Source organism: Actinacidiphila glaucinigra (genome assembly GCF_035918135.1).
Taxonomy (GTDB): Bacteria; Actinomycetota; Actinomycetes; order Streptomycetales; family Streptomycetaceae; genus Actinacidiphila; species Actinacidiphila glaucinigra.
Window position 1 is genome coordinate 4133995 of record NZ_CP109144.1, and the last position, 19775, is coordinate 4153769.

Below are 19775 nucleotides of genomic sequence, written 5' to 3' on the forward strand. Positions count from 1 at the left end.
CGAACCGGTCGGCTCAGACGCTCAGGAGAAGGAAGGGGAGACAGAGGACGAAGGGGACTTGGAGGAACGTTCCTGCGCGAGGAATCGGCGCCAGCCGCCCGCCGGGCGCTGCCCCGGCCCGAGGGTGCGCAGCTTCGCCAGGACCGCCGGGTCCTGCGCGTCCAGCCAGTCCACGAACTGGCGGAACGACACCAGCCGCACGTCCCGGTGGTCGGCGATCCGCCGGAGCGCCTCCTCGACGGCGTCCATGTAGATCCCGCCGTTCCACTGTTCGAAGTGGTTGCCGATGAACAGCGGCGCCCGGTTGGTCTCGTACGCCCGGCTGAAGCCCGCCAGGTAGGCGTCGCGGGCCTGCCGCTGCCAGGCCGGGTAGCGGGCGGGGTTGCCGCGCGTGGAGTTCACCGACTGGTTGGCCAGCATGTTGTAGTCCATCGACAGCACCTCGAAGGAGCGGCCGGGGAAGGGCACCGCCTGCAGCGGCAGGTTCCACAGCCCGTGGCTTTTGCCCGGCCACACCTGCAGACCGCCCGGCCCGCTGGCGTCGTACCGCCAGCCCAGGCGGGCGGCGGTGGGCAGCAGCGAACCCTGGCCCAGCAGGCAGGGCGTGCGGCCGCCGACCAGTTCCTTGCGGTAGTCGAAGGGCAGCGGGGGCAGGTCGGTGAAGCCGGTGTGGGTACGCCACTTCTCCACGAAGCCGACGGCCTGTTCGATCTCGCTGCGCCAGTCCGCCGGGCTCCAGCGGCCCACCGAGCCGGATCCCGCGCAGAAGTGGCCGTTGAAGTGCGTGCCGATCTCATGGCCCTCCAGCCAGGCCAGCCGCAGTTGCTCCAGGGTGACGCGGATGTGGGCGTCGGTGAGGTAGCCGATGTCGGAGGCGCCGACGGGATTGCGCGGCGGCTTGTAGAGCCTCTTCTTCGACTCGGGGAGCAGATAGACGCCGGAGAGGAAGAAGGTCATCTTCGCGTCGTGCTCGACCGCGAGCTTCCGGAACCGCTCGAAGAGGCCGTTGTCCAGCTCGCCCGCCCCGTCCCAGGAGAAGATCACGAACTGCGGCGGCTTCTGCCCCGGTTCCAGGCGCTCCACCAGGGGCTGGTGCGGCTGCGGCCCGGTGTCCGCCGTGGAGCCGTCACCTATCGTCCGCACCGACGGGGACGGAGAGGGCGACACCCGCGGGCTGCCCGCGGACGGCGTCGGCGACGGCGACCCCCCGCTCGCGTGCCGGCCTCCGGGGCTCTGCCCGGCGCAGCCCGCCAGTCCGGCCGCGGTCGCTCCGGCCGCCAGGCCCAGTACTCCTCGTCGGCTGATGTCCCGCATTCCGCGCCCCAATCCCCGTGCCTTGCCTCGGCCCCATGGCGCTAGATGCCATGGGCGTGCGGCAGGTTCCTTCCCGGGGCGGGGAAATTCACCGGGACCGGGCACCGGATCGCGCGACGTGGCGGCGGTCGTCACACAGCGTCCAGGAGGGTGCCGGTCTGTGTGACCGGCGCCCTCCTGGGGGACCGCTACGCGCCGAAGCCCTTGCTGCCGCCCTTGACCGGCTTCGCCCCGGCCAGCAGGTGCGCGGGGACCAGGTCGCGGGCGGGCTCGGTGTAGCCGACGGAGACGATCCGGTCGTCCTCGAACGTGACGGACGTCAGGCTCGCCAGGGTGCACTGCCGCTTGCGCGGGTCGTGCCACAGGCGCCGCTGCTCGATGGCGCTGCGCACGATCCAGATCGGCAGCTGGTGGCTGACGCACACCGCCTCGTGGCCGCGCGCCGCGTCCCGGGCCGCCTCCAGCGCGGCGGTCATGCGGACGACCTGGTCCGCGTACGGCTCGCCCCAGCTCGGCTGGAACGGGTTGACCAGGTGCTTCCAGTTGGCGGGACGCTTGAGCGCGCCGTCGCCGACGCCGAAGGTCTTGCCCTGGAAGACGTTGTCCGCCTCGATCAGCCGCTCGTCCCGCGCGACGTCGAGGCCGAGGACGGCGGCGATCGGCGCCGCGGTCTCCTGGGCGCGCTCCAGCGGGGAGGCGACGACGTAGCCGATGTCGCGGCCCGCGAGGTGCTCGGCGACCCGGTCGGCCATCTTCCGGCCCAGATCGGACAGGTGGTAGCCGGGCAGCCGCCCGTAGAGCACGCCGGTGGGGTTCTCCACCTCGCCGTGCCGCATCAGGTGGACGACCGTGATCTCGCTCATGCCGTGGCCTCCGCGGCGGCGCGGGCGGCGGCCGGCAGGGCGGCGGCGATGCGCTCGACGGCGGCGCTGTCGTGTGCCGCCGACACGAACCACGACTCGAATGCGGAGGGCGGCAGATACACGCCCCGGGCGAGCATCGCGTGGAAGAAGGCGGTGAAGCGGAACGCCTCCTGCTTCCTGGCCTCGTCGTAGTCGGTCACCCGCCCCTCGGTGAAGAACACCGAGAACATGTTGCCCGCGGTCTGCAGGCGGTGCGCCACGCCCTCCTTGGCGAGCGCGGCGGAGACCAGGCCCGACACCTCCGCGGCGACGGAGTCGACGGTCTCGTACACCGCGTCGTCCAGCAGCCGCAGCTGGGCGAGGCCCGCGGCGGTGGCCACCGGGTTACCGGAGAGCGTGCCCGCCTGGTAGACCGGGCCGGCGGGCGCGAGGTGCGCCATCACGTCGGCACGGCCGCCGAACGCCGCGGCGGGGAAGCCGCCGCCCATCACCTTGCCGAAGGTCATCAGGTCGGGGCGGACGCCGTCGATGCCGTACCAGCCGGCCTTCGAGACGCGGAAGCCCGTCATGACCTCGTCGGAGATGTACAGCGCGCCGTTCTCGCGGCAGAGGTCCGCCAGGCCCTGGTTGAAGCCCTCGGCCGGCGGCACGACGCCCATGTTGCCGGGCGACGCCTCGGTGATCACGCAGGCGATCTCGCCGGGGTGGGCGGCGAACGCGGCCCGTACCGCCCCGAGATCGTTGTAGGGGAGCACGATCGTGTCGCCGGCCTGCGCGCCCGTCACCCCGGGGGTGTCCGGCAACCCGAACGTGGCAACCCCGGAACCCGCGGCGGCCAGCAGGGCGTCCACATGACCGTGGTAACACCCCGCGAACTTGATCACCTTGGCCCGGCCCGTGAACCCGCGCGCCAGCCGGATCGCCGACATCGTGGCCTCCGTGCCGGAGGAGACCAGCCGTACCTGCTCCACCGGCGCGACGCGCGCCACGATCTCCTCGGCCAGTTCCACCTCGCCCTCACCGGGCGTGCCGAAGGAGGTACCCCGCGCAACCGCCGTCTGCACGGCGGCGATCACCTCGGGGTGGGCGTGGCCGAGGATCATCGGCCCCCACGAGCAGACGAGGTCGACGTATTCACGACCATCCGCGTCCTTCAGGTAGGGACCCGTTCCGGACACCATGAACCGGGGCGTACCGCCCACGGCACGAAAGGCGCGTACCGGGCTGTTCACCCCACCAGGGGTCACGGCGGCTGCTCGATCGAACAAGGTCTGAGAAACTGGCGCTTCGTAGGCGTACGGATAGCTCACAAGCACATGCTCTCAAATGCCGGGCGTTGCGCGACGAGGTATCGACCGTGCATCTGAGACGATGATCGGGTTGCGCGGTTGGGTCTGCGGATGGTCGGGTAGTGGAATGCAGCGCGGTGGCGAACGCGGTGACGTGGGCGACGGGTCGGACGACCCCGACGCGGAGCACGCCCGCCCCACCGGTCGGCGCCGCCGGCCGCCGAAAGAGCGCGACATGGCCGTTGAGAAAAGCGGGAGCAGGGGTGGCCGAGTGGGGGTGACCTACAAGTACTTCGGCGCGCCCGACGGCGCCACCGCCGCTCGGGTCCCCATCTCGATGCGACCGGAGGAACTCGGCGGCGACGAGCTGGGCCAGGGCATGTACACCAAGGTCAAGCCGGAGACGATGGCCGCGATGGTGCTGACCGGGATCGAGGGCATACCCCCGGCGAAGGTCCCGCCGCTGGAACTCGTCGTGCTCCATCCCGACTACGCCGTCGTCAAACTGCCCCATTCCGTCGTCGAGCCGTTGCGCAAGGCCGACGAGGAGGCCCTCGGCGCCGCCGCCTTCATCTGGTCCACCGTCCCCGACCGCCGCGGACCGCGGGACGCGTTCATGATCTACAAGATGCTGCACGAGTGGCAGGACTTCGCCCAGCGCTGCCACGAGAGCGGGCACCAGCTGTACTGCCTGGTGTGGCCGTGACGGGCGCCGGGCGGATGCGGGTTCACTGACGGTTACAGCACCACCACGACGACGCCGTTGCCGTAGCCGTTGTCGTAGCCGCCGTAACCTCCCCAGCCGTAGCCGTAGCCGTAGCCACAGCCGTTGTCGTAGTGATGGTTGTAACGCCATCCGTAACCCCAGTCGCCGTAGCCCCGGCAGCCGTCCCCGTGGGTGACGACGGACTGGTGCGAGGCGGGGGCCGCCTGCTGCGGCGCCGCGCCGGCCGCGCCGGCTCCGACGAGGGCGAGGATCGGTGCCGCGAGTGCCGCCGCGGCGACCCGGCGGATGGTCATGCTCTGGACGCGCATTGTCGTTCCCCTTCGAGGTGCGGAACGTCGGTGCCGGTCGCGTGCGACCGTGCGCGGGTCGCACCGGCCGGTGCGCAATGGCACTGGTGCGACGGGGGGTGCGTCTGGACCTCTGGGGCGGACGCACCATCACAGACGTGAAGTGTCGGACGGGATGCGGCTCATAGGAGTCGCCCTCTGACATGAACCTTAGATTCCATTACTCCCCGCAGTCAATACATAGGGTGAAATCCCCTAATTTCGGACTCTATTCATGCAGTGGGAGCTTCTCCGGTCACGAAAGGTGACCAAATCGGTGACGGTCCGCCGCCCGCCGGTCACACGGGGCGGCCGCCCGGCGGGGCCGGTCGGGTTCCGCCGCCGACAGGCGGCTGAGGGCGGTTCGCCGCTCGCCGGGGCCGAACCCACCGGCTCCGCACGGTCGTTGACCGAGCCGCCCGGGCAGGTCCGACGCGGTACGCCCGTCCCCGGCGCGACTGCGATCGCCGAGGGCACGGCGCACGGACATACTGGACTACCGGCACCACAGGGGGCATGACCCACCCGGAGGCACCACGATGCCCGTGTACGAGATGCGTGCGGAGTACGACACCGAGAACGGCGGCCCGGCCGGCGACGGCCCGGTGCGGGCGTGGCACATGGTCGAGGACGACGCCGTGACGGGGCTGTGCGGCCGGGAGCTCTCCCCCGCCGCGGCCGTACAGGCGGAGGACGTGTGGGGGACGCCGGCGGCGCAGCCCTTCTGCCACAGCTGCGGCGCGCTGTATCTGCGTCATACCGCCTGAGTCGGCGGAGGATAGCCGCTCGAACGCTTGTCCCGCATGCGGAACCCCGAAATCCCGGAGCGGGTGGAATCATGTGCGGATGCTGCTCACCGAGATCGACGCCGTCAATTGGAATGCCATTCCCTCGCCGCGGCCGCGCCCTCGGACCGCGGATGCCCGGGACGGCCTGAGGGCGTTGGCCGCCGCGCGGGACCTCGACTCGGTCGCCTCCGCCGTGGCGGCCCTGACCAGCGGTTCCCTGCTCCGAGGGGGCAACGGCGAGACGCTTCCCGGAGCCGCGGTCGCGGCCCCTTTCCTGCTGGACATCGCCGAGCGCGGCCACCCGCACGCCCGGGAGTCCGCGGTCGTCCTCCTCGACCGCGCGATGCGGTCCGCCCCGCTCGCCGATTTCAGCCGTTTCCGCACGGCGGCCGGACATGACGCCCCGTTGTGTTGCGCGATAGCCGAACTGGTCCGCGCCCGCGGGGATTCCCTGGCGGAATGCGGGAGGTCCGGGAAATACCTCCTCAAAGCGAGCGACGCCCATTGGCGTTTCGTCATCCGCGAGGCCTCGGGCGCGTCCGGTGACGTCGTCGCCCTCGGCACGCTTCAGGGCGGGCTGCCCGCGCCGTCCGCGGGCGGGGAACTGCACCACGACGGCTCGGTGACCGAGGTCGCCGCCGTGGGCGTCGAGTGCCCCCGCGTGGACGCCACCGAGGACGCCTGCCTGCGGCTGTCCGGTCTCGGCGCGGACGCCGCCGACGACGGCGGCCTGGCCGGCGCCGTGCTCTACCCGGCGACGGCGGCGTGCGGCGGCCATGAGCGCTGAGCCCGCCGCCGGCTGGGAGCCGGGCGCACCGGGGGTGCTGCGACTGCCGTCGGGGCGGCTGGTGCGCGGACGGGGGCTGCGGCATCCGCTGCCGGCCGGGCCCGTCCCCACGTTCGGGCTGTACCTGCTGGGCCACGAGCCCCCGGCGGTGGCCTGGGAGAGCCGCTGGGTGCGCTGGCCGGACTTCCGGCTGCCGGCGGACCGCGCCGCCGCCCCGGAGACGCTGCGCGAGGCGTGGCGCCGGGCGGCGGGCGAGCGGGTGGAGGTCGCCTGCCACGGCGGCGTCGGCCGCACCGGGACGGCGCTGGCCTGCCTGGCGGTGCTGGACGGTGTGCCCCCCGGCGAGGCCGTCGCCTACGTGCGCGAGCACTACGCCCGGCGCGCGGTGGAGACGCCCTGGCAGCGCCGCTATGTGTCGCGCTTCGGCTGAAGGTGCGGGGCGTACGCCCTGACCGCCTCCCTCAGCTGCCGCAGCGACGGGTTGACCATGGCCCGTCCCGCCACGGTGACGGTCGGCACGGTCTCGTTCCCGTCCGCCACGGAACGCACGAAGGCGGCGGCGTCCGGATCGCGCCAGATGTTGACCTTGGTGTGGCGCAGCCGTGCGAACCGCAGCTGTGCGCGCAGCTTCATGCAGAAGGTGCAGCCGGGCCGCCAGTAGACGACGATGCCGCCCTCGTCCGTGTGCGCGTCGCTCATACTCCCCCGATCGGCAGACGTGGCAGCCGCGTCCCGTGCAGCCACGGATGGAAGACCAGCGCCTCCAGCGGCCGGTCGGTGTGCTCCTGGGCCAGGGCGGTGAACTGCCCGGTGGTCACGGTGCCATGGCGGTGGGCGGCGGTCCAGGCCCGCAGCAGCCGGAAGAACGCCGGATCGCCCATGACCGTGCGCAGCGCGTGCAGGGTGAGCGCGCCGCGCTTGTACACCCGGTCGTCGAACATGCGCCGGACGCCGGGGTCGGCGAGCCGCAGGTCCTGGGGCTGGGCGGCGAGCTTGGCGTGGGCGCGGGCCGCGCTGCGGGCGGCGGTCATCTCGCCGCAGGACTCCGCCCACAGCCACTCCGCGTACGCGGCGAAGCCCTCGTTGAGCCAGATGTGCCGCCAGTCGGCGAGGGCGAGGCTGTTGCCGAACCACTGGTGGGCGAGTTCGTGGGCGACGAGGCGTTCGCCGCCGCGGCGGCCGTCCAGGTGGTTGCGGCCGAAGACGGACACCCCGTGCGCCTCGACGGGCACCTCCAGCTCCTCGTCGACCACCACGACCGCGTACTCGCCGAAGGGGTAGGGCCCGAAGAACTCGGTGAACGCCTCCACCATCCGCGGCTGCCGTCCGAAGTCGTGGGCGAAGTCGGCGGTCAGGCGCGGCGGTACGGCGGCCGGCTGGGGCAGCGGGCCGCCGAGGTGGTCGATCAGCTCGTACTGGCCGATCTGCACGGTCGCCAGGTACGGCGGCATCGGACGCGGCTGGTCGTACACCCAGGTCGTCGTGGAGGCGCCCACCCGGTACGACTCCAGACTGCCGTTGGCGACGACCGTGTACGGCGAGGGAGCGGTCACCGTGATCCGGTAGCCCGCCCGGTCGCCGAGGTGGTCGTTGCAGGGGAACCAGGAGGGCGCGCCGATCGGCTGGCTGGCGACGAGCGCGCCGTCCTCCAGTTGCTCCCAGCCCAGCTCCCCCCAGTCGCGGGAGCGGACGGGCCTCGGGTTGCCGACGTAGCGGACCTCCACCGCGAACGGGCCCTCGGGCAGCGCCTTCGCGGGCTTCACGCGGAGCTTGCCCGCGCGGTGGGTGTAGCGGGCGGGGCGGCCGTCGACGAGGATCCGGTCGAGGCGGAAGGCGCCCAGGTCGAGGCTGAACGCGGAGAGGGCCCGGTCCGCCACCGCGGAGATCCGGGCCCGGCCCGACAGGCGGTTGGCCGCCGGGCGGTAATCCAGTTCCAGGTCGTAGTGGGTGACCCGGTAGCCGCCGTTGCCGTGCTCGGGGAAGTAGGAGTCCGCGGACACCTCCGCCCCCGGCGTGGCGGGGACGGCGGCCCCGCCACGCACGCGCTTGCCGTTGCTCACCCTGTGCGGGCCCCCTCTGTGTGCCAGGCGGAGATCGGGTTGCCGAGCCAGCGGGTGCCCTCGGGCACGCCCTCGCCCCGCATGACGAGCGAGGCCGGGCCGATCGCGCTCCGGGCCCCGACCGTGGCGCCGGGCAGCACGATGCCGTGCGGGCCCAGGCTCGCGCCCTCGCCGAGTACGACCTCGTCCATCCGCAAGATCCGATCGTGGAACAGGTGTGTCTGTACCACGCAGCCGCGGCCGACGGTCGCGCCGTCCCCGACCCGGACCAGGTCCGCCTCCGGCAGCCAGTACGTCTCGCACCATACGCCGCGCCCGATCCGCGCCCCCAGGCACCTCAGCCACAGGTTCATCAGCGGGGTGCCGCCGACCGCGCCGACGAGCCACGGCACGGCCAGCACCTCGACGAAGGTGTCGGCCAGTTCGTTGCGCCACACGAACGAGCTCCACAGCGGCCGTTCGCCCGCCCGCACCCGCCCGACCAGCAGCCACTTCATCACGACGGCCACCGCGCAGGCGGCCGCACCGGCGCCCGCGAGCAGCGCCCCGCCGGCGGCGAGCGCCACCGGCACCCCGTACCGGCCCGCCACCGCCGCGTACCCGGCGAGCACCAGCACCACCAGCGCGACCGCGCACATCACGGGGACGACCCGGCACAGCTCGACGGCCGCGCGGGCCAGCACCAGCCGCCGGGGCGGCGCGAAGGTGCGGCTGCGGTCGCCCTCCTCGGGGACCCGGGGCAGCTTCATCGGCGGCATGCCCAGCCAGGAGCTGCCCGCCTTGGCACCCTTGGGCGCCGACGAGAGCACGCCGACCAGGCCGTTCTTCGGCACCGAGCGGCCGGGGGCGGTCATTCCGGAGTTGCCGAGGAAGGCCTTCTTGCCGATCCGGGCCTCGGCGATGCGCATCCGGCCGCCGCCGAGCTCGTAGCTGCCGACCATGGTGTCGTCGGCGAGGAAGGCCCCGTCGCCGACGGTGGTCATCGTGGGCAGCGCCAGCACGGTGGACGCCTCCACACGGCGGCCGACCTTCATGCCGAGCGCCCGCAGCCACACCGGCGTGAGCAGGCTGGCGTAGAACGGGAACAGATGCGCGCGGGCCCGGTCCATGAGACGGGCCGTCGTCCACGCCTGCCAGGCGACGCGGCCGTGCACGGGGTGGTGGCCCTCGCGCAGCCCGACGCCCAGCAGCCGCACCCCGGCCAGCACCAGCAGCGCGTACGTCAGCAGCCAGGCGAGGGTGGCCAGGGGGACGGCGGCGAGCGCGGCGGACAGCGGCGCGGCGCCGGCGTCGCGCAGGCAGCGGGCCAGTACCAGCAGGGCGGGCAGCGCCGACACCGCGGGCAGCAGGTCCAGGGCGAAGGCGGTCGCCTCGTACGCCGCCGCCCAGCGCAGCCGCCGAGGCGGCCGGGAGTCGGCGCCGCGGTGCGGGGCCTTGCCGGTGCGGACGGCGGGCACACCGCCCCAGCGCTGCCCGGCCCGGACCGCCCCCACGACGGCGGAGCCGGGGGCGATCTCGGCGCGCTTGCCGATCCGGGCGCCGGGCAGGAGGGTGCTGCGCGAGCCGACCGTGGCGCCCGCCCCGACGCGGATCTTGCCGATGTGCAGCAGGTCGCCGTCGAGCCAGTGCCCGGACAGGTCGACCTCGGGCTCGACCGCGCTGCCCTTGCCGAGCTTGAGCATGCCGGTGACCGGCGGTGGCGCGTGCAGGTCGGCGCCTTCGCCGACCTTGGCGCCCAGCGCGCGGGCGTAGTGGCTCAGCCAGGCGCCGGTGAGGTTGCCCGCGCCGCTGACGTGCGCCAGGCGTTCCGCGGTCCACAGGCGCAGGTGCACCGCCCCGCCGCGCGGATAGGTGCCGGGACGCACCCCGCGCAGCAGCAGCCGGGCGCCGCCCGCCGAGACGGCGACCCGTCCGGCGGGGCTGATGAGCAGCGCCCAGCCGGCCAGCACCCACCACCAGGAGACGGCCGGGACCCGGGGGAAGGGGCCGAGGAGGAGCAGCACGTTGCCGATGGCGGCCGCCACGACACCCCAGCGCAGTCCGGCCAGGACGAGCAGCGGCGGCATCAGCGCCAGCTGGGCCGCCGCGGCCCGCCGGGGCACCGGCCGTACCGGGCGCGCGGCGGTGCGGCGGGCGGCGGCCTCGTCCAGGCGGGCGGCGAGCGCCCCGAGGGTGGGGTGCTGGTAGACGTCGCCGACGGCGGCCGCGGGGTAGCGGCTGCGCAGCTGGGAGACGAGGCGGGCGGCCGTCAGGCTGCCTCCGCCGAGCGCGAAGAAGTCGGCCTCGGGCCCGGTCACCGGAGCGCCGAGGAGCTCCCCCCACAGCCCGGCGAGCAGCCCCTCGGTGCCGGCGAGTTCCGCGGCGGGCGTGTCGAGCCCGGGCAGCGGCCAGGGCAGCGCGTCCCGGTCGACCTTGCCCGAGGTCCGGGTCGGCAGGGTGCCGACGACGGCGACCAGCGGCACCAGGGCGGCGGGCAGCGCCTCGCGGAGCCGGGCGAGCGCGTCGGCCTGGTCGAAGTCCTCGGTCACCGCGACATAGCCGACCAGGATCTGGTTGCCGCCCTTGGTGGTGCGTACGGCGGCGGCCGCGCCGGCGACGGCGGGAAGCGCCTGCAGGGCGGCGTCGATCTCGCCCAGTTCGATGCGGCGGCCGCCGAGCTTGACCTGCTCGTCGGCGCGGCCGACGAAGACCAGGCCCTCCGCGTCCGCGCGGACCAGGTCGCCGCTGCGGTAGGCCCGGTCCCAGCCGAGGGCGGGCAGCGGGGCGTACTTCTCGGCGTCCTTGGCGGGGTCCAGGTAGCGGGCGAGGCCGACCCCGCCGATGACCAGCTCGCCGGTCGCGCCCATGGGCAGCGGTTCGCCGTGGGCGTCCACCACGGCCAGCTCCCAGCCGTCCAGGGGCAGCCCGATGCGGACCGGGCCCTCGCCGGTGAGCTGGGCGGCGCAGGCGACGACGGTGGCCTCGGTCGGGCCGTAGGTGTTCCACACCTCGCGGCCCTCGACGGCCATCCGCTCGGCGAGTTCGGGCGGGCAGGCCTCGCCGCCGAAGATCAGCAGGCGGACGTCGTCCAGCGCCTCGACGGGCCACAGTGCGGCCAGGGTGGGCACGGTGGACACGACGGTGATGCCCTGCTCGACCAGCCACGGGCCGAGGTCCAGGCCGGTGCGCACGAGGGAGCGCGGCGCGGGCACCAGGCAGGCGCCGTGCCGCCACGCCAGCCACATCTCCTCGCAGGAGGCGTCGAACGCCACCGACAGCCCGGCCAGCACCCGGTCGCCGGGTCCGAGCGGCTCGTCGGCGAGGAAGAGCCGCGCCTCGGCGTCGACGAACGCGGCGGCCGAACGGTGGGTGACGGCGACGCCCTTCGGCCTGCCGGTGGAGCCCGAGGTGAAGATGATCCACGCGTCGTCGTCCGGCCCGGGACGGCGGCCGGCGGTGCCGCCGGGCACGGCGCACGGGGTGATCGCGAGGTGCTCGCCGATGACGGCGCACACCTGTGCCTCGGAGAAGACCAGCCGGGCGCGTTCCTCGGGGTCCTCGGCGTCGACCGGCACATAGGCGGCGCCCGCGCAGAGCACGGCGAGGATCGCCACATACAGGTCGGCGGTGCCCGAGGGCACCCGTACGCCGACCCGGTCGCCGGCGCCGATGCCGGCCTCCGCCAGGCGGTGGCGCAGGCGCTCGGTCGCCGCGGCGAGGGCGCGGTAGCTCAGCGTCGTGGTGCCGTCGTCGACGGCGGGGGCGGTGGGGTGCGCCCGGGCGGTGGCGGCCAGGATGCCGAGCAGCGTGCGCTCGGGGGTGGCGTCGCCGGCCCGGAAGAGCGCAGGACCCGGGGCGCAGGTGACGCCGGTGGCACCAGTGGGCGCGGGGTCCTCCAGGAGCGGGAGGGGCGACTCGACGAGCGTCATACGGTGCTCCCCGGCTCGGGCGAGCCGGGGGACGGTGGCGCGGCGGCGGACGCGCCGGGCACCTTGTTCCGGTCACTCACAGCCAGGGACGGACGCATGTCAAACCCTCCAAGAACTCGGGAACACTGCGGTGCCGGCGGCCTTCGACCGGACGGCCGGGGACCACGGTGTCCCGGCGCGCGGGCTGGTTCCCGCGACTGGCGCACGCCCGGCCTCCCCGTACCGCGGCCGTCGCGACCGGACGGCCACGGGCCCTTTCACCGAGCGCCAGAAATGGCGAACAAGGAGTTTACCGGGACTCAATCCACGCTGCCTGCCGAAAAGCGGGCAAGTGGTCGCTCTCACAGCCGTGCCGGGCTCCGGCGGGGCGTCGTCACCACCTCCTTCCCGTGGCCCGTCCGACGGTCCCGGCACCCGCACGCGCGCACCCCTGAACGCCCGCACGCCCGCCCGGCTCCCGGCTCGCGTCGGGGCCTCGCCACGCCACCCACTGGACCACGGCGGGGACGGGGGCAGCGTCCTCACGGCGCATCCGGGTGACGTCCCGCGGGACGGCCGGGCCGGTGCACGGGCGCCCGACCGGCACATTGATCGCCGTACGTCACATCACGTTGACGGACGGGCGCTTCCGGGCAGCTACGGCACGGTCGCGGTCGCTCCCCGTGCGATCCCGGGCAGAGTCGGTCCCGCCTGGCGTCCCATGGTGCGCGCTCCTAGCCTCGGCAGCTCGGAGACCAGGGGGTGAGGGCGGATGCCTGCCGCGGATGTGCGGGTCGTGCCGGTGCAGCGGATGCGGCCCGGCGACCATGCGTTCGTCAGCTACGACGGCGACGACACACGCTGGGACGTCCTGGCCGCGTTCGCACGGCTCGGGCTGGCGGCCGGCGAGCGGGTGATGGTCTTCGCCGCCCCCGGCGTGCCGGACCCGGAAGTGCTGGCCCACCTGGGACCGGCCGACGACGCCGGGCGGCCCGGGGACGCCGACGCGTGGGTGCGCTCCGCGCGGCGGAGCGGGCAGCTCGTGCTGAGCAGCATGCGCGAACTGATCAGCCCGGAGAGCGAGTTCACGGCGGTACGGCAGCAGGGCCGGCTCACCGAGGAGACGGACCGCGCGGTCCGCGACGGATACGCGGGCCTGCGCGCGTACATCGACATGCACTGGGTGCGCGACATGGGCGCGCCCATCGACGCGATGGTGCACCGCGAGACCCACGCCGACCACCTCTTCGCCGGACGCCCCTACGCGGAGGTCTGCGCCTACGACCGCCGGTGGTTCACCGGGGACGTGCTCGACGCGATGGCGCAGGCGCACCCGCGCAACCTGCTGACCCGGCTCGGCGCGCTGTACGCGACGCGCACCGAGGGCCCGCTGCGACTGCTGGGCGAGGCCGACCTCAGCACACGGGAACGGTTCCACGGCGTGGTCGGGGACGCCCTGCGCCGGACAGCGGAGGGCGGCCGGCTCGTACTGGCCCTGCGCGACCTGCACTTCCTCGACGTGGGCTGCGCGGCGGAGCTGCTGACGCTGGTGGCCGCCGCGGGAGAGCGGGGGGTGCGGGTGGAGGTCCGCTGCTCGGCCTTCCACCTGGCGCTGCTGCGCAGACTGGGCGCGGCGACCCTGCCGGGGCTGACGCTGATCGGGGTGAGCGGTTGATGCTGGAGGAGCTGCGTGAACCGTCCGCCGGCGACCCCGCCGCCGACCCCGCCGCCGACGGCTGCCGGCTCGAACGCGACTTCGCGGAGGGCGACCTGCCCCGGCTGCGCGTGCTGACCGAGGAGTTCGCGATGTGGGCGGGCCTCCCCGCGGCCCACCGGGGGGAGTTCGTCCTGGCGGTGAACGAGGTGGCCTCCAACGCGATCGTCCACGGCGGCGGCCGCGGCCGCCTGATGCTGCGCCGGACCGACGGCGAGGTGCAGTGCCGGGTCACCGACGGCGGCCCCGGATTCGACGCCGCCGTCATCCCCGAACTGCTCCCCGGCCTCGACTCCCGCTGCGGGCGCGGCCTGTGGCTCGTCCGCCTGGTCACCGACCACCTCACGATCGTCCCGGGCCCGGTCGGCACGGTCGTCACCCTCGCGATCCGCCTCCCCTGACCGGGCCGGGCCTCACGGCAGGGACGGGAGGGTGGCTGCGTGGGGGACGTGGATCCAGCCCTCGACGGCCGCGGCACGGGTCTGTTCGGGACCGGACGGGAGGCGGGTGAGCCCGCGCTCGACGGCGCGGGCGGCCAGGGCGGCGATCAGGGCGTCGAAGGCGTGCTCGCTGCCGTCGTACGCGGCGCGTTCGGCCGGGCCGCACCGCAGCCAGGGCGCGGCGGCGCGGAGTTCCGCCATGGAGCGCTCGGGGCCGAGGCCCCATCGCCTGCGGGACGCAGCGGGGTACACCTCGGCGATCCGCCCGGAGCCGTCGCGGGCCACCGGACGGCCGCGGGCGGCGAGCTCGTCGGCGAGGTGGGCCCAGCGGGCGGCCGTGGCGCCGAGCCGGTCGAAGGCGACGGACAGCGGCCACCGTCCGCCGAGTTCCTCGTGGGTGAGGATGTCGGTGCGGCGGTGGCGCAGGGTCGCCCGGTGCGCGGCGCTGTCGGTGCCCCGTCCGGGCCAGGGCGCGCCCGCCGTATGGGCGGTGACGGCCTCGACGAAGGGGATCGGCCAGCCGAAGGGGCAGTCCACCCCGGCGCGTTCCTCCGGTTCCAGGCCGGACAGCAGGTCGACCAGCACGTCGTCGGCGCACCCGAGCAGCGGCGGGGCGACGACGGCCGTGCCGTCGCCTGGCCAGTCGACGACCGCCGCCGCGGTCGTCCGGGGGCCGGCGGCGAGGTCGATCCCGAGGGTGCGCACGGTCCCATCATCCCCGCCGTGCGGACCGCGCCGCGGGGGCGCGGCTGAACGTTCCGGTGCCGGGGCGCGTATCCCCTGCCGTACCGCACTGCAGCCAAGGGTGAGGAACGGCCGATGAACAGTCAGAGCAACGTCCCCTTCCAGGGCCTTCAAGCGCTCCCCGACGGCGAGGCGGAGCTGCCGCTCGTCGTGCACCTGAGGTGGGAGGACCTCGCGGCGCTGGGCCGGGAGGCGAGCCGGCTGGCGGTACGGCTGCAGCGGCCCGTGAGCCTCGACGAGGCGGCCGGGCACCACCTGCGGACCCGGTTCGGGGTGAGCCACGCACCCGACAAGGACGAGCACCCGAAGACGGAGGCGACCCGCGCGGTCACCGCGGCGGTGCCCTCCTCCGCCGCCCCGATGGCGATCGCCCCGGGAGCCGCGCAGCAGTCCGGAGGCGCCCACGCGGCGCCCACCCACGCCGCCCCCGCCCACACACCCGCCCATACGCCCACGCACGCGTCCACGCACGCGACGGCTCCCACGACCGCCCCGGCGTCCGCCCACGCCGCCACCTCGGTGTCCGGCACGGGACTCACGCCGGGCCGCCGGCCGGAGCAGCCCGGCCGGCTGGCGCCGCTCGACGGCCGGAACGTGGTGGAGCAGCCCACGACGGCCGCCGGGTAGCTCCCCCGTCCCCGGTGCCGCGACGGGCGCGACGGTTGTACTAGGCCGGGTCGGCCCGGCCCCGCCGTACGGCCCTGAGCTCCGCGACCCACCGGCCGAGGACGTCGCGGACGTGGTCGGCGTGGTCGGCGGGGTAGCCCCGCGGGCCGCACTCGACGACCAGGATCAGGCCCAGGTAGACCCGGTAGAGGGCCAGCCGGTGCAGCGCGGACGGCCCGAAGTCGAGAACGCCGCCCGCCTCCCGGTAGCCGGCCACGAGGTCGCTGCCGGGGCCCGCGTCGCCGCCGAGGGCCAGGGAGACCAGTTCGGCCAACGGGTCGCCCCAGAAGGCCCGCTCGTGGTCGATGAGCCCGGTCACGGCCGAGCCGTCGTCGGCGACGAAGACGTTGCCGGGCCACAGGTCGAAGTGGACCAGCCGCGGTTCGGTCACCTCCGTCAGGACGTCCTCGCCCGCCGCGACCAGCGCGCGGATCTCCTCGGGGGCGACGCCGAGCGGGGTGTCCCGGTGCCCGGCCTCCTCCAGCAGCGCGTCCACCATGGCGCCGAACGCCGTCGGCCAGTCCGCCGCCGACAGCCCGGCCTCGGCGGCCGGGTAGCCGTACCGGCCGTCCTCCGGGGCGAGCGTGTGCAGCCGCGCCACGATCCGGCCCAGTTCACGGCGGAGCGGGGCCTGCCGGTCCGCGGGGATGCGGTCGGCCGCCTTGTCCCAGGAGGTGCCGGGCAGGACCGAGAGCGCCATGAACTCCGGTGCCGCGTACAGGAGTTCCGGCAGCGGGATGCCGCCCAGGGCGGCCATGCGGCGGTGCGCCATGACCTCGGTGGCCATGATGCCGCGCTCGTAGCGCAGGACGACGGCGTCCGGCGGCGGGGCGATCTTCACCACCGCAGGACGCCCGTCGTCGAGCCGCACCCGGTAGGCGGCGTTGAACCAGCCGTCCGTCAGCTCCGCCTCGACGCTGCAGCCGACGCCCGCCGACTCCCGCAGCATGGCGGCCAGTTGCTCGGCGGACAGGGCGCGCTTGGTCAGGCTCCTCATGTCCCCGCATGCTATGAGAGCGCTCCCACGCTGTCACCGGTCGTGCCGGACGGCGATGCGGTCGGCACCCGGCTCGTACCAGAGGACGGCCACGTCCACGCCGGCGCCTTCCGGGCACAGGAAGACGGTCCGGTCCAGGCGCCGGCCGATCGCCCGCAGGAAGCCGCAGAAGACGTCCAGCCGTTCCTGGCCCCGCAGTTCGTACAGGTCGATGTCGAAGTCGATCGTCTCGTCCGACAGGAAACGGAAGATCGCCCGGAACCCGGGCGCGGGCTCGACGCACAGGGTCGGCACCTCGGCGCCGGACGGCCGGGACAGCACCCGCGCGGCGGTCGGCAGGGGCAGCACGCGGCAGCCCTCCGCGTACTCGTGCCACCAACCGCGGGCGACGACCAGGTCGAGCAGCGCCTGCCAGTCCGCCGCGGAGACGCCGGGGACCCACACATCGGGCAGCCTGCCCATGGCGACGGGGTCGAAGACGTCCGCGACGTCGGCCCACGGAGGATCGGTCACGGCGCCCATCCTGACTCCGGCACCACCTCCGGCGCACCCGGATTGACGGGGCGCGCGAGTACACCCGTCACGCCCGGTGCCGCAACCCCTACGCGCCTGGTCTGTTCCCGGGCCACTTTCATATGGCAATCTCATCTTCACGTCGTACGCTCAGGCCCCACGTCCCCCACGCTCACCTCCTCAGCCCCAGGTTCCTCAGGATCGACGAAGAGAAGACCGCCGTGGCGTCCCTGCCCCTCACCCTGGCGGCTCGTCTGCTGCCCACCGCCATACTCGCCATCGTCGGCTGGACGATGGCCTCCTCGTCCCACGAGGAGGCCGGCCGCACGTCGGCGAACGGATCCCCGGCCGGCTCCGTCGCGCCGTCCGGGTCGGACTCCGGCCCGGGTTCGGACTCCGGGTCCGGTTCCGACTCCGGGTCCGGTTCCGGATCGGAGGGCTCGAAAGACGCGCCCGCCACGTACTCCAAACCGCCCGCGCCGTGCACCGCGATCAAGGCCGCGACCATCAAGAAGCTGGTACCGGAGGCCAAGACGGCGGGGAAGCAGCTCTCCCTCACCGACCCCTCGCACCGCACCGGCTGCTCGTGGAACGCCCTCAAGGGCTTCGACTACCGGTGGCTCGACGTGACGTTCGAGGTGTCCACCAACAGCGGCGGCCAGGACGGCGAGGCCGCGGCGAAGGCCTCGTACAAGCGCCTGAAAAAGTCGATCACGGCTTCCGGCATCGGTGACGAGGCGTCCGTGTCCGTGGAGCTGACGACCGAGGACAAGCAGCAGACGCGCGAGGCGGTCGTGGTGTTCCGCAAGGGCAACGCGGTCGTGACCGTCACCTACAACGGCAGCGACTTCGAGAACAAGAAGGCGCCGGACGACTCCGCGGTCCGCGACGGCGCCCTGGCGGTGGCCAAGGACGCGCTCGCCGGGCTCGGCCCGGGCAGCAACGTCGAGGGCGACCAGAGCGCCTGAGCCGGCGGCGGGCGGGCAAGGCCCGTTCCCCCGGGCCCCGTTCAGTCCTCCGCGGCGGGGACGACGTCCCGTGGCGGCCGGCCGTCGAAGAAGTCCACGACGTTGCGGACGGCGGCCAGGGCGATCCGCACCAGGGTGTCCCGGGTGGCACCCCCCGCGTGCGGCGAGAGGACGACGTTGGGCGCCTGGAGCAGCCGCGTCCCGGCCGGCGGCGGCTCGGGTTCGAAGACGTCGAGCCCGGCACCTGCCAGGCGCCCGGCCTCCAGGGCGTCGGCCAGCGCGTCCTGGTCGACGACCGCGCCGCGCGCCGTGTTGACCAGGAAGGCCGTGGGTTTGAGCAGCGCCAGCCGCCGCGCGTCGAGCAGATGCCGGGTCGCGCCGGTCAGCGGGACGTGGACGGAGACGTAGTCGGCGGCGGCCAGCAGTTCCTCCAGCGGCACGCGGCGCGCCCCGAGCAGCCGCTCGGTCGCGGCCGGTACGGGCCCGCGCGAGGTGTAGAGCACGGTCATCCCGAAGGCGGCGGCCCGCCGGGCCACGGCCTGCCCGATCGCCCCGAGGCCGATCACGCCGAGGACCCTGCCGTCCAGTTCGGTCAGCGAGCGCTGCAGGCGGGGCAGCGGCCATTCACCGCGGGAGAGCGCCTCGTGCCCGGGGACGATCCGTTTGGCGAGGGCGAGCATCAGCGCGAAGGCCTGCTCGGCGACGCTCTGCGTCTCGGCCCCGCTGGAGCCGATGGTGCACACGGGTACGCCGCGGGCGCGGGCGGCGGCGACGTCCACGTGCTCGTGGCCGTGGCCGGTGCACTGGACGAGTTCCAGGGCGGACGCCCGGGCGAGGTACCCGGCCGTCACGGGGCACAGTGCCGTCATGATCACATGGGCCGCGGCCAGCGCGGCCGGGTCCTCGTCGGCGGACTCGACGACCGTGACGGCGGCCCGGTCCCCGAAGAGCCCGGCCAGGGCGGCACCGGCACCGCGGCCCCCGACGTGCGGCGCGATCGCCGCGAGGACGTTCTTCGGCTGCTCCATGCGTCGTCACTCCTTCGTTCACGGGTCCGCCCCGCGCGGACGGTGACCGCCCGCCGGGTCAGGGCGCCACGGCCGTCAGGTACCGCTGGACGGTGGGCGCCAGCCAGGCCACGACCTCCTCGCGCGGCATCGCCGCGGCCGGCGGGAAGCGGAGCACGTACCGGCTGACGGCCATGCCGAGGATCTGCGAGGCCACGAGCACGGCGCGTTCCGCGGCCCGTCCGGGCTCCGGATCCGGGCACACGGCGGCGGCGACCGGTGCGAGCTGCCGCTGCAGGATCGACCGCATCCGCTCGGCGCCGGCCGGGTTGGTGACGCCGACGCGCAGCAGCGCGGTCAGCGTCTCGTCCTCCTCCCAGCGCTCCAGGAAGTGCGTGACGAGAACGGCCCCGACGTCCTCGGTCGCGACCGAGGCCACGTCCGGCATGCGCAGGTCGAACTCAGAGGCGGCGGCGAAGAGCCCCTCCTTGTTGCCGTAGTAGCGCATGACCATCGAGGGGTCGATGCCGGCGTCCCTGGCGATGGCGCGGATGGTCGCGCGCTCGTAGCCGTCGGCGGCGAAGCGGTCGCGGGCCGCGGTGAGGATCGCCGCGCGGGTGGCGTCGGACCGGCGGGGGGCGGGGGACGTCGCAGTCATGCCCACAACTGTAGGCCAACACCTGTT

General features: G+C 74.4%; 20 protein-coding genes. 8 read left to right on the forward strand and 12 right to left on the reverse strand.

The window, feature by feature from the left end; translation table 11 throughout:
• Nucleotides 1–21: 21 nt before the first annotated feature.
• From OIE69_RS18320 to hemL, 3 genes are all read right to left on the reverse strand, one after another.
• Nucleotides 22–1314 (reverse strand): polysaccharide deacetylase family protein, encoded by a 1293-nt coding sequence (locus OIE69_RS18320; protein WP_326572955.1) that lies wholly within the window; start codon nucleotides 1312–1314, stop codon nucleotides 22–24.
• A gap of 188 nt (nucleotides 1315–1502) precedes the next feature.
• The gene (locus OIE69_RS18325; RefSeq protein WP_326572956.1) at nucleotides 1503–2177 is read right to left on the reverse strand and encodes a histidine phosphatase family protein; all 675 of its coding nucleotides are present in this window, start codon (nucleotides 2175–2177) and stop codon (nucleotides 1503–1505) included.
• Nucleotides 2174–3487: a glutamate-1-semialdehyde 2,1-aminomutase gene (gene hemL / locus OIE69_RS18330; protein ID WP_326572957.1), complete on the reverse strand. Its 1314-nt coding sequence runs from the start codon at nucleotides 3485–3487 to the stop codon at nucleotides 2174–2176. Before hemL ends, OIE69_RS18325 begins: the two co-directional genes overlap by 4 nt.
• Before the next feature lie 106 nt (nucleotides 3488–3593).
• Here hemL and OIE69_RS18335 point away from each other — a divergent pair, with 106 nt between their 5' ends.
• Nucleotides 3594–4172 (forward strand): hypothetical protein, encoded by a 579-nt coding sequence (locus OIE69_RS18335; protein WP_326572958.1) that lies wholly within the window; start codon nucleotides 3594–3596, stop codon nucleotides 4170–4172.
• Between the two features lie 32 nt (nucleotides 4173–4204).
• On the opposite strand, the gene OIE69_RS18340 is transcribed toward OIE69_RS18335, so the two are convergent.
• Nucleotides 4205–4501 (reverse strand): hypothetical protein, encoded by a 297-nt coding sequence (locus OIE69_RS18340; protein ID WP_326572959.1) that lies wholly within the window; start codon nucleotides 4499–4501, stop codon nucleotides 4205–4207.
• Nucleotides 4502–5058: 557 nt separating this feature from the next.
• Between OIE69_RS18340 and OIE69_RS18345 the strand changes: the two genes are divergently transcribed.
• The 3 genes from OIE69_RS18345 (at nucleotide 5059) to OIE69_RS18355 (ending at nucleotide 6524) form a co-directional block, all read left to right on the forward strand.
• A complete protein-coding gene (locus OIE69_RS18345) occupies nucleotides 5059–5286 on the forward strand; it encodes a hypothetical protein (protein ID WP_326572960.1) in 228 nt (75 codons plus the stop codon).
• A 79-nt stretch (nucleotides 5287–5365) separates the two neighbouring features.
• Nucleotides 5366–6094, forward strand: coding sequence for a hypothetical protein (locus OIE69_RS18350; RefSeq protein ID WP_326572961.1), 729 nt, complete (start codon nucleotides 5366–5368; stop codon nucleotides 6092–6094).
• Nucleotides 6084–6524 (forward strand): protein-tyrosine phosphatase family protein, encoded by a 441-nt coding sequence (locus OIE69_RS18355; protein WP_326572962.1) that lies wholly within the window; start codon nucleotides 6084–6086, stop codon nucleotides 6522–6524. The genes OIE69_RS18350 and OIE69_RS18355 overlap by 11 nt, the downstream gene beginning before the upstream one ends.
• On the opposite strand, the gene OIE69_RS18360 is transcribed toward OIE69_RS18355, so the two are convergent.
• The 3 genes from OIE69_RS18360 to OIE69_RS18370 are packed head-to-tail and all read right to left on the reverse strand — an operon-like array spanning nucleotide 6503 to nucleotide 12062.
• The gene (locus OIE69_RS18360) at nucleotides 6503–6793 is read right to left on the reverse strand and encodes a glutaredoxin domain-containing protein (protein ID WP_326572963.1); all 291 of its coding nucleotides are present in this window, start codon (nucleotides 6791–6793) and stop codon (nucleotides 6503–6505) included. The two genes, OIE69_RS18355 and OIE69_RS18360, sit on opposite strands and share 22 nt — an antisense overlap.
• The gene (locus OIE69_RS18365; protein WP_326572964.1) at nucleotides 6790–8154 is read right to left on the reverse strand and encodes a M1 family metallopeptidase; all 1365 of its coding nucleotides are present in this window, start codon (nucleotides 8152–8154) and stop codon (nucleotides 6790–6792) included. The genes OIE69_RS18360 and OIE69_RS18365 overlap by 4 nt, the downstream gene beginning before the upstream one ends.
• The gene (locus OIE69_RS18370; protein ID WP_326572965.1) at nucleotides 8151–12062 is read right to left on the reverse strand and encodes a Pls/PosA family non-ribosomal peptide synthetase; all 3912 of its coding nucleotides are present in this window, start codon (nucleotides 12060–12062) and stop codon (nucleotides 8151–8153) included. The genes OIE69_RS18365 and OIE69_RS18370 overlap by 4 nt, the downstream gene beginning before the upstream one ends.
• Nucleotides 12063–12813: 751 nt before the next feature.
• On the opposite strand from OIE69_RS18370, the gene OIE69_RS18375 reads away from it, so the two are divergent.
• Together OIE69_RS18375 and OIE69_RS18380 are read left to right on the forward strand one after the other, a co-directional pair.
• Nucleotides 12814–13716, forward strand: a complete 903-nt coding sequence (locus OIE69_RS18375) for an MEDS domain-containing protein (RefSeq protein ID WP_326572966.1) — start codon at nucleotides 12814–12816, stop codon at nucleotides 13714–13716.
• Nucleotides 13716–14156 (forward strand): ATP-binding protein, encoded by a 441-nt coding sequence (locus OIE69_RS18380; protein WP_326572967.1) that lies wholly within the window; start codon nucleotides 13716–13718, stop codon nucleotides 14154–14156. The genes OIE69_RS18375 and OIE69_RS18380 overlap by 1 nt, the downstream gene beginning before the upstream one ends.
• A gap of 12 nt (nucleotides 14157–14168) precedes the next feature.
• Here the strand turns inward: OIE69_RS18380 and OIE69_RS18385 are convergent, their stop codons facing one another.
• The gene (locus tag OIE69_RS18385) at nucleotides 14169–14900 is read right to left on the reverse strand and encodes a DUF429 domain-containing protein (protein WP_326572968.1); all 732 of its coding nucleotides are present in this window, start codon (nucleotides 14898–14900) and stop codon (nucleotides 14169–14171) included.
• 114 nt (nucleotides 14901–15014) lie between these two features.
• Here OIE69_RS18385 and OIE69_RS18390 point away from each other — a divergent pair, with 114 nt between their 5' ends.
• Entirely contained in the window at nucleotides 15015–15566 is a 552-nt protein-coding gene (locus tag OIE69_RS18390; protein ID WP_326572969.1) for a hypothetical protein, read from the forward strand.
• A gap of 40 nt (nucleotides 15567–15606) precedes the next feature.
• Here OIE69_RS18390 and OIE69_RS18395 read toward each other — a convergent pair whose 3' ends face one another.
• Nucleotides 15607–16602, reverse strand: a complete 996-nt coding sequence (locus OIE69_RS18395) for a phosphotransferase family protein (RefSeq protein WP_326572970.1) — start codon at nucleotides 16600–16602, stop codon at nucleotides 15607–15609.
• 33 nt (nucleotides 16603–16635) lie between these two features.
• Nucleotides 16636–17124 (reverse strand): hypothetical protein, encoded by a 489-nt coding sequence (locus tag OIE69_RS18400; RefSeq protein WP_326572971.1) that lies wholly within the window; start codon nucleotides 17122–17124, stop codon nucleotides 16636–16638.
• Between the two features lie 212 nt (nucleotides 17125–17336).
• On the opposite strand from OIE69_RS18400, the gene OIE69_RS18405 reads away from it, so the two are divergent.
• Nucleotides 17337–18083 (forward strand): hypothetical protein, encoded by a 747-nt coding sequence (locus OIE69_RS18405; RefSeq protein ID WP_326572972.1) that lies wholly within the window; start codon nucleotides 17337–17339, stop codon nucleotides 18081–18083.
• Between the two features lie 41 nt (nucleotides 18084–18124).
• On the opposite strand, the gene OIE69_RS18410 is transcribed toward OIE69_RS18405, so the two are convergent.
• Nucleotides 18125–19111, reverse strand: a complete 987-nt coding sequence (locus tag OIE69_RS18410; RefSeq protein WP_326572973.1) for a 2-hydroxyacid dehydrogenase — start codon at nucleotides 19109–19111, stop codon at nucleotides 18125–18127.
• Nucleotides 19112–19169: 58 nt separating this feature from the next.
• Nucleotides 19170–19748, reverse strand: coding sequence for a TetR/AcrR family transcriptional regulator (locus OIE69_RS18415; protein ID WP_326572974.1), 579 nt, complete (start codon nucleotides 19746–19748; stop codon nucleotides 19170–19172).
• Nucleotides 19749–19775: the final 27 nt, after the last annotated feature.

Coding starts and splice junctions, on each gene's coding strand:
- OIE69_RS18410 (WP_326572973.1), bottom strand. CDS start 19,111: ATGGAGCAGCCGAAGAACGTCCTCGCGGCGATCGCGCCGCACGTCGGG.
- OIE69_RS18370 (WP_326572965.1), bottom strand. CDS start 12,062: ATGACGCTCGTCGAGTCGCCCCTCCCGCTCCTGGAGGACCCCGCGCCC.
- OIE69_RS18325 (WP_326572956.1), bottom strand. CDS start 2,177: ATGAGCGAGATCACGGTCGTCCACCTGATGCGGCACGGCGAGGTGGAG.
- OIE69_RS18375 (WP_326572966.1), top strand. CDS start 12,814: ATGCCTGCCGCGGATGTGCGGGTCGTGCCGGTGCAGCGGATGCGGCCC.
- OIE69_RS18320 (WP_326572955.1), bottom strand. CDS start 1,314: ATGCGGGACATCAGCCGACGAGGAGTACTGGGCCTGGCGGCCGGAGCG.
- OIE69_RS18335 (WP_326572958.1), top strand. CDS start 3,594: ATGCAGCGCGGTGGCGAACGCGGTGACGTGGGCGACGGGTCGGACGAC.
- OIE69_RS18400 (WP_326572971.1), bottom strand. CDS start 17,124: ATGGGCGCCGTGACCGATCCTCCGTGGGCCGACGTCGCGGACGTCTTC.
- OIE69_RS18340 (WP_326572959.1), bottom strand. CDS start 4,501: ATGCGCGTCCAGAGCATGACCATCCGCCGGGTCGCCGCGGCGGCACTC.
- OIE69_RS18395 (WP_326572970.1), bottom strand. CDS start 16,602: ATGAGGAGCCTGACCAAGCGCGCCCTGTCCGCCGAGCAACTGGCCGCC.
- OIE69_RS18390 (WP_326572969.1), top strand. CDS start 15,015: ATGAACAGTCAGAGCAACGTCCCCTTCCAGGGCCTTCAAGCGCTCCCC.
- OIE69_RS18380 (WP_326572967.1), top strand. CDS start 13,716: ATGCTGGAGGAGCTGCGTGAACCGTCCGCCGGCGACCCCGCCGCCGAC.
- OIE69_RS18355 (WP_326572962.1), top strand. CDS start 6,084: ATGAGCGCTGAGCCCGCCGCCGGCTGGGAGCCGGGCGCACCGGGGGTG.
- OIE69_RS18350 (WP_326572961.1), top strand. CDS start 5,366: ATGCTGCTCACCGAGATCGACGCCGTCAATTGGAATGCCATTCCCTCG.
- OIE69_RS18345 (WP_326572960.1), top strand. CDS start 5,059: ATGCCCGTGTACGAGATGCGTGCGGAGTACGACACCGAGAACGGCGGC.
- OIE69_RS18415 (WP_326572974.1), bottom strand. CDS start 19,748: ATGACTGCGACGTCCCCCGCCCCCCGCCGGTCCGACGCCACCCGCGCG.
- OIE69_RS18360 (WP_326572963.1), bottom strand. CDS start 6,793: ATGAGCGACGCGCACACGGACGAGGGCGGCATCGTCGTCTACTGGCGG.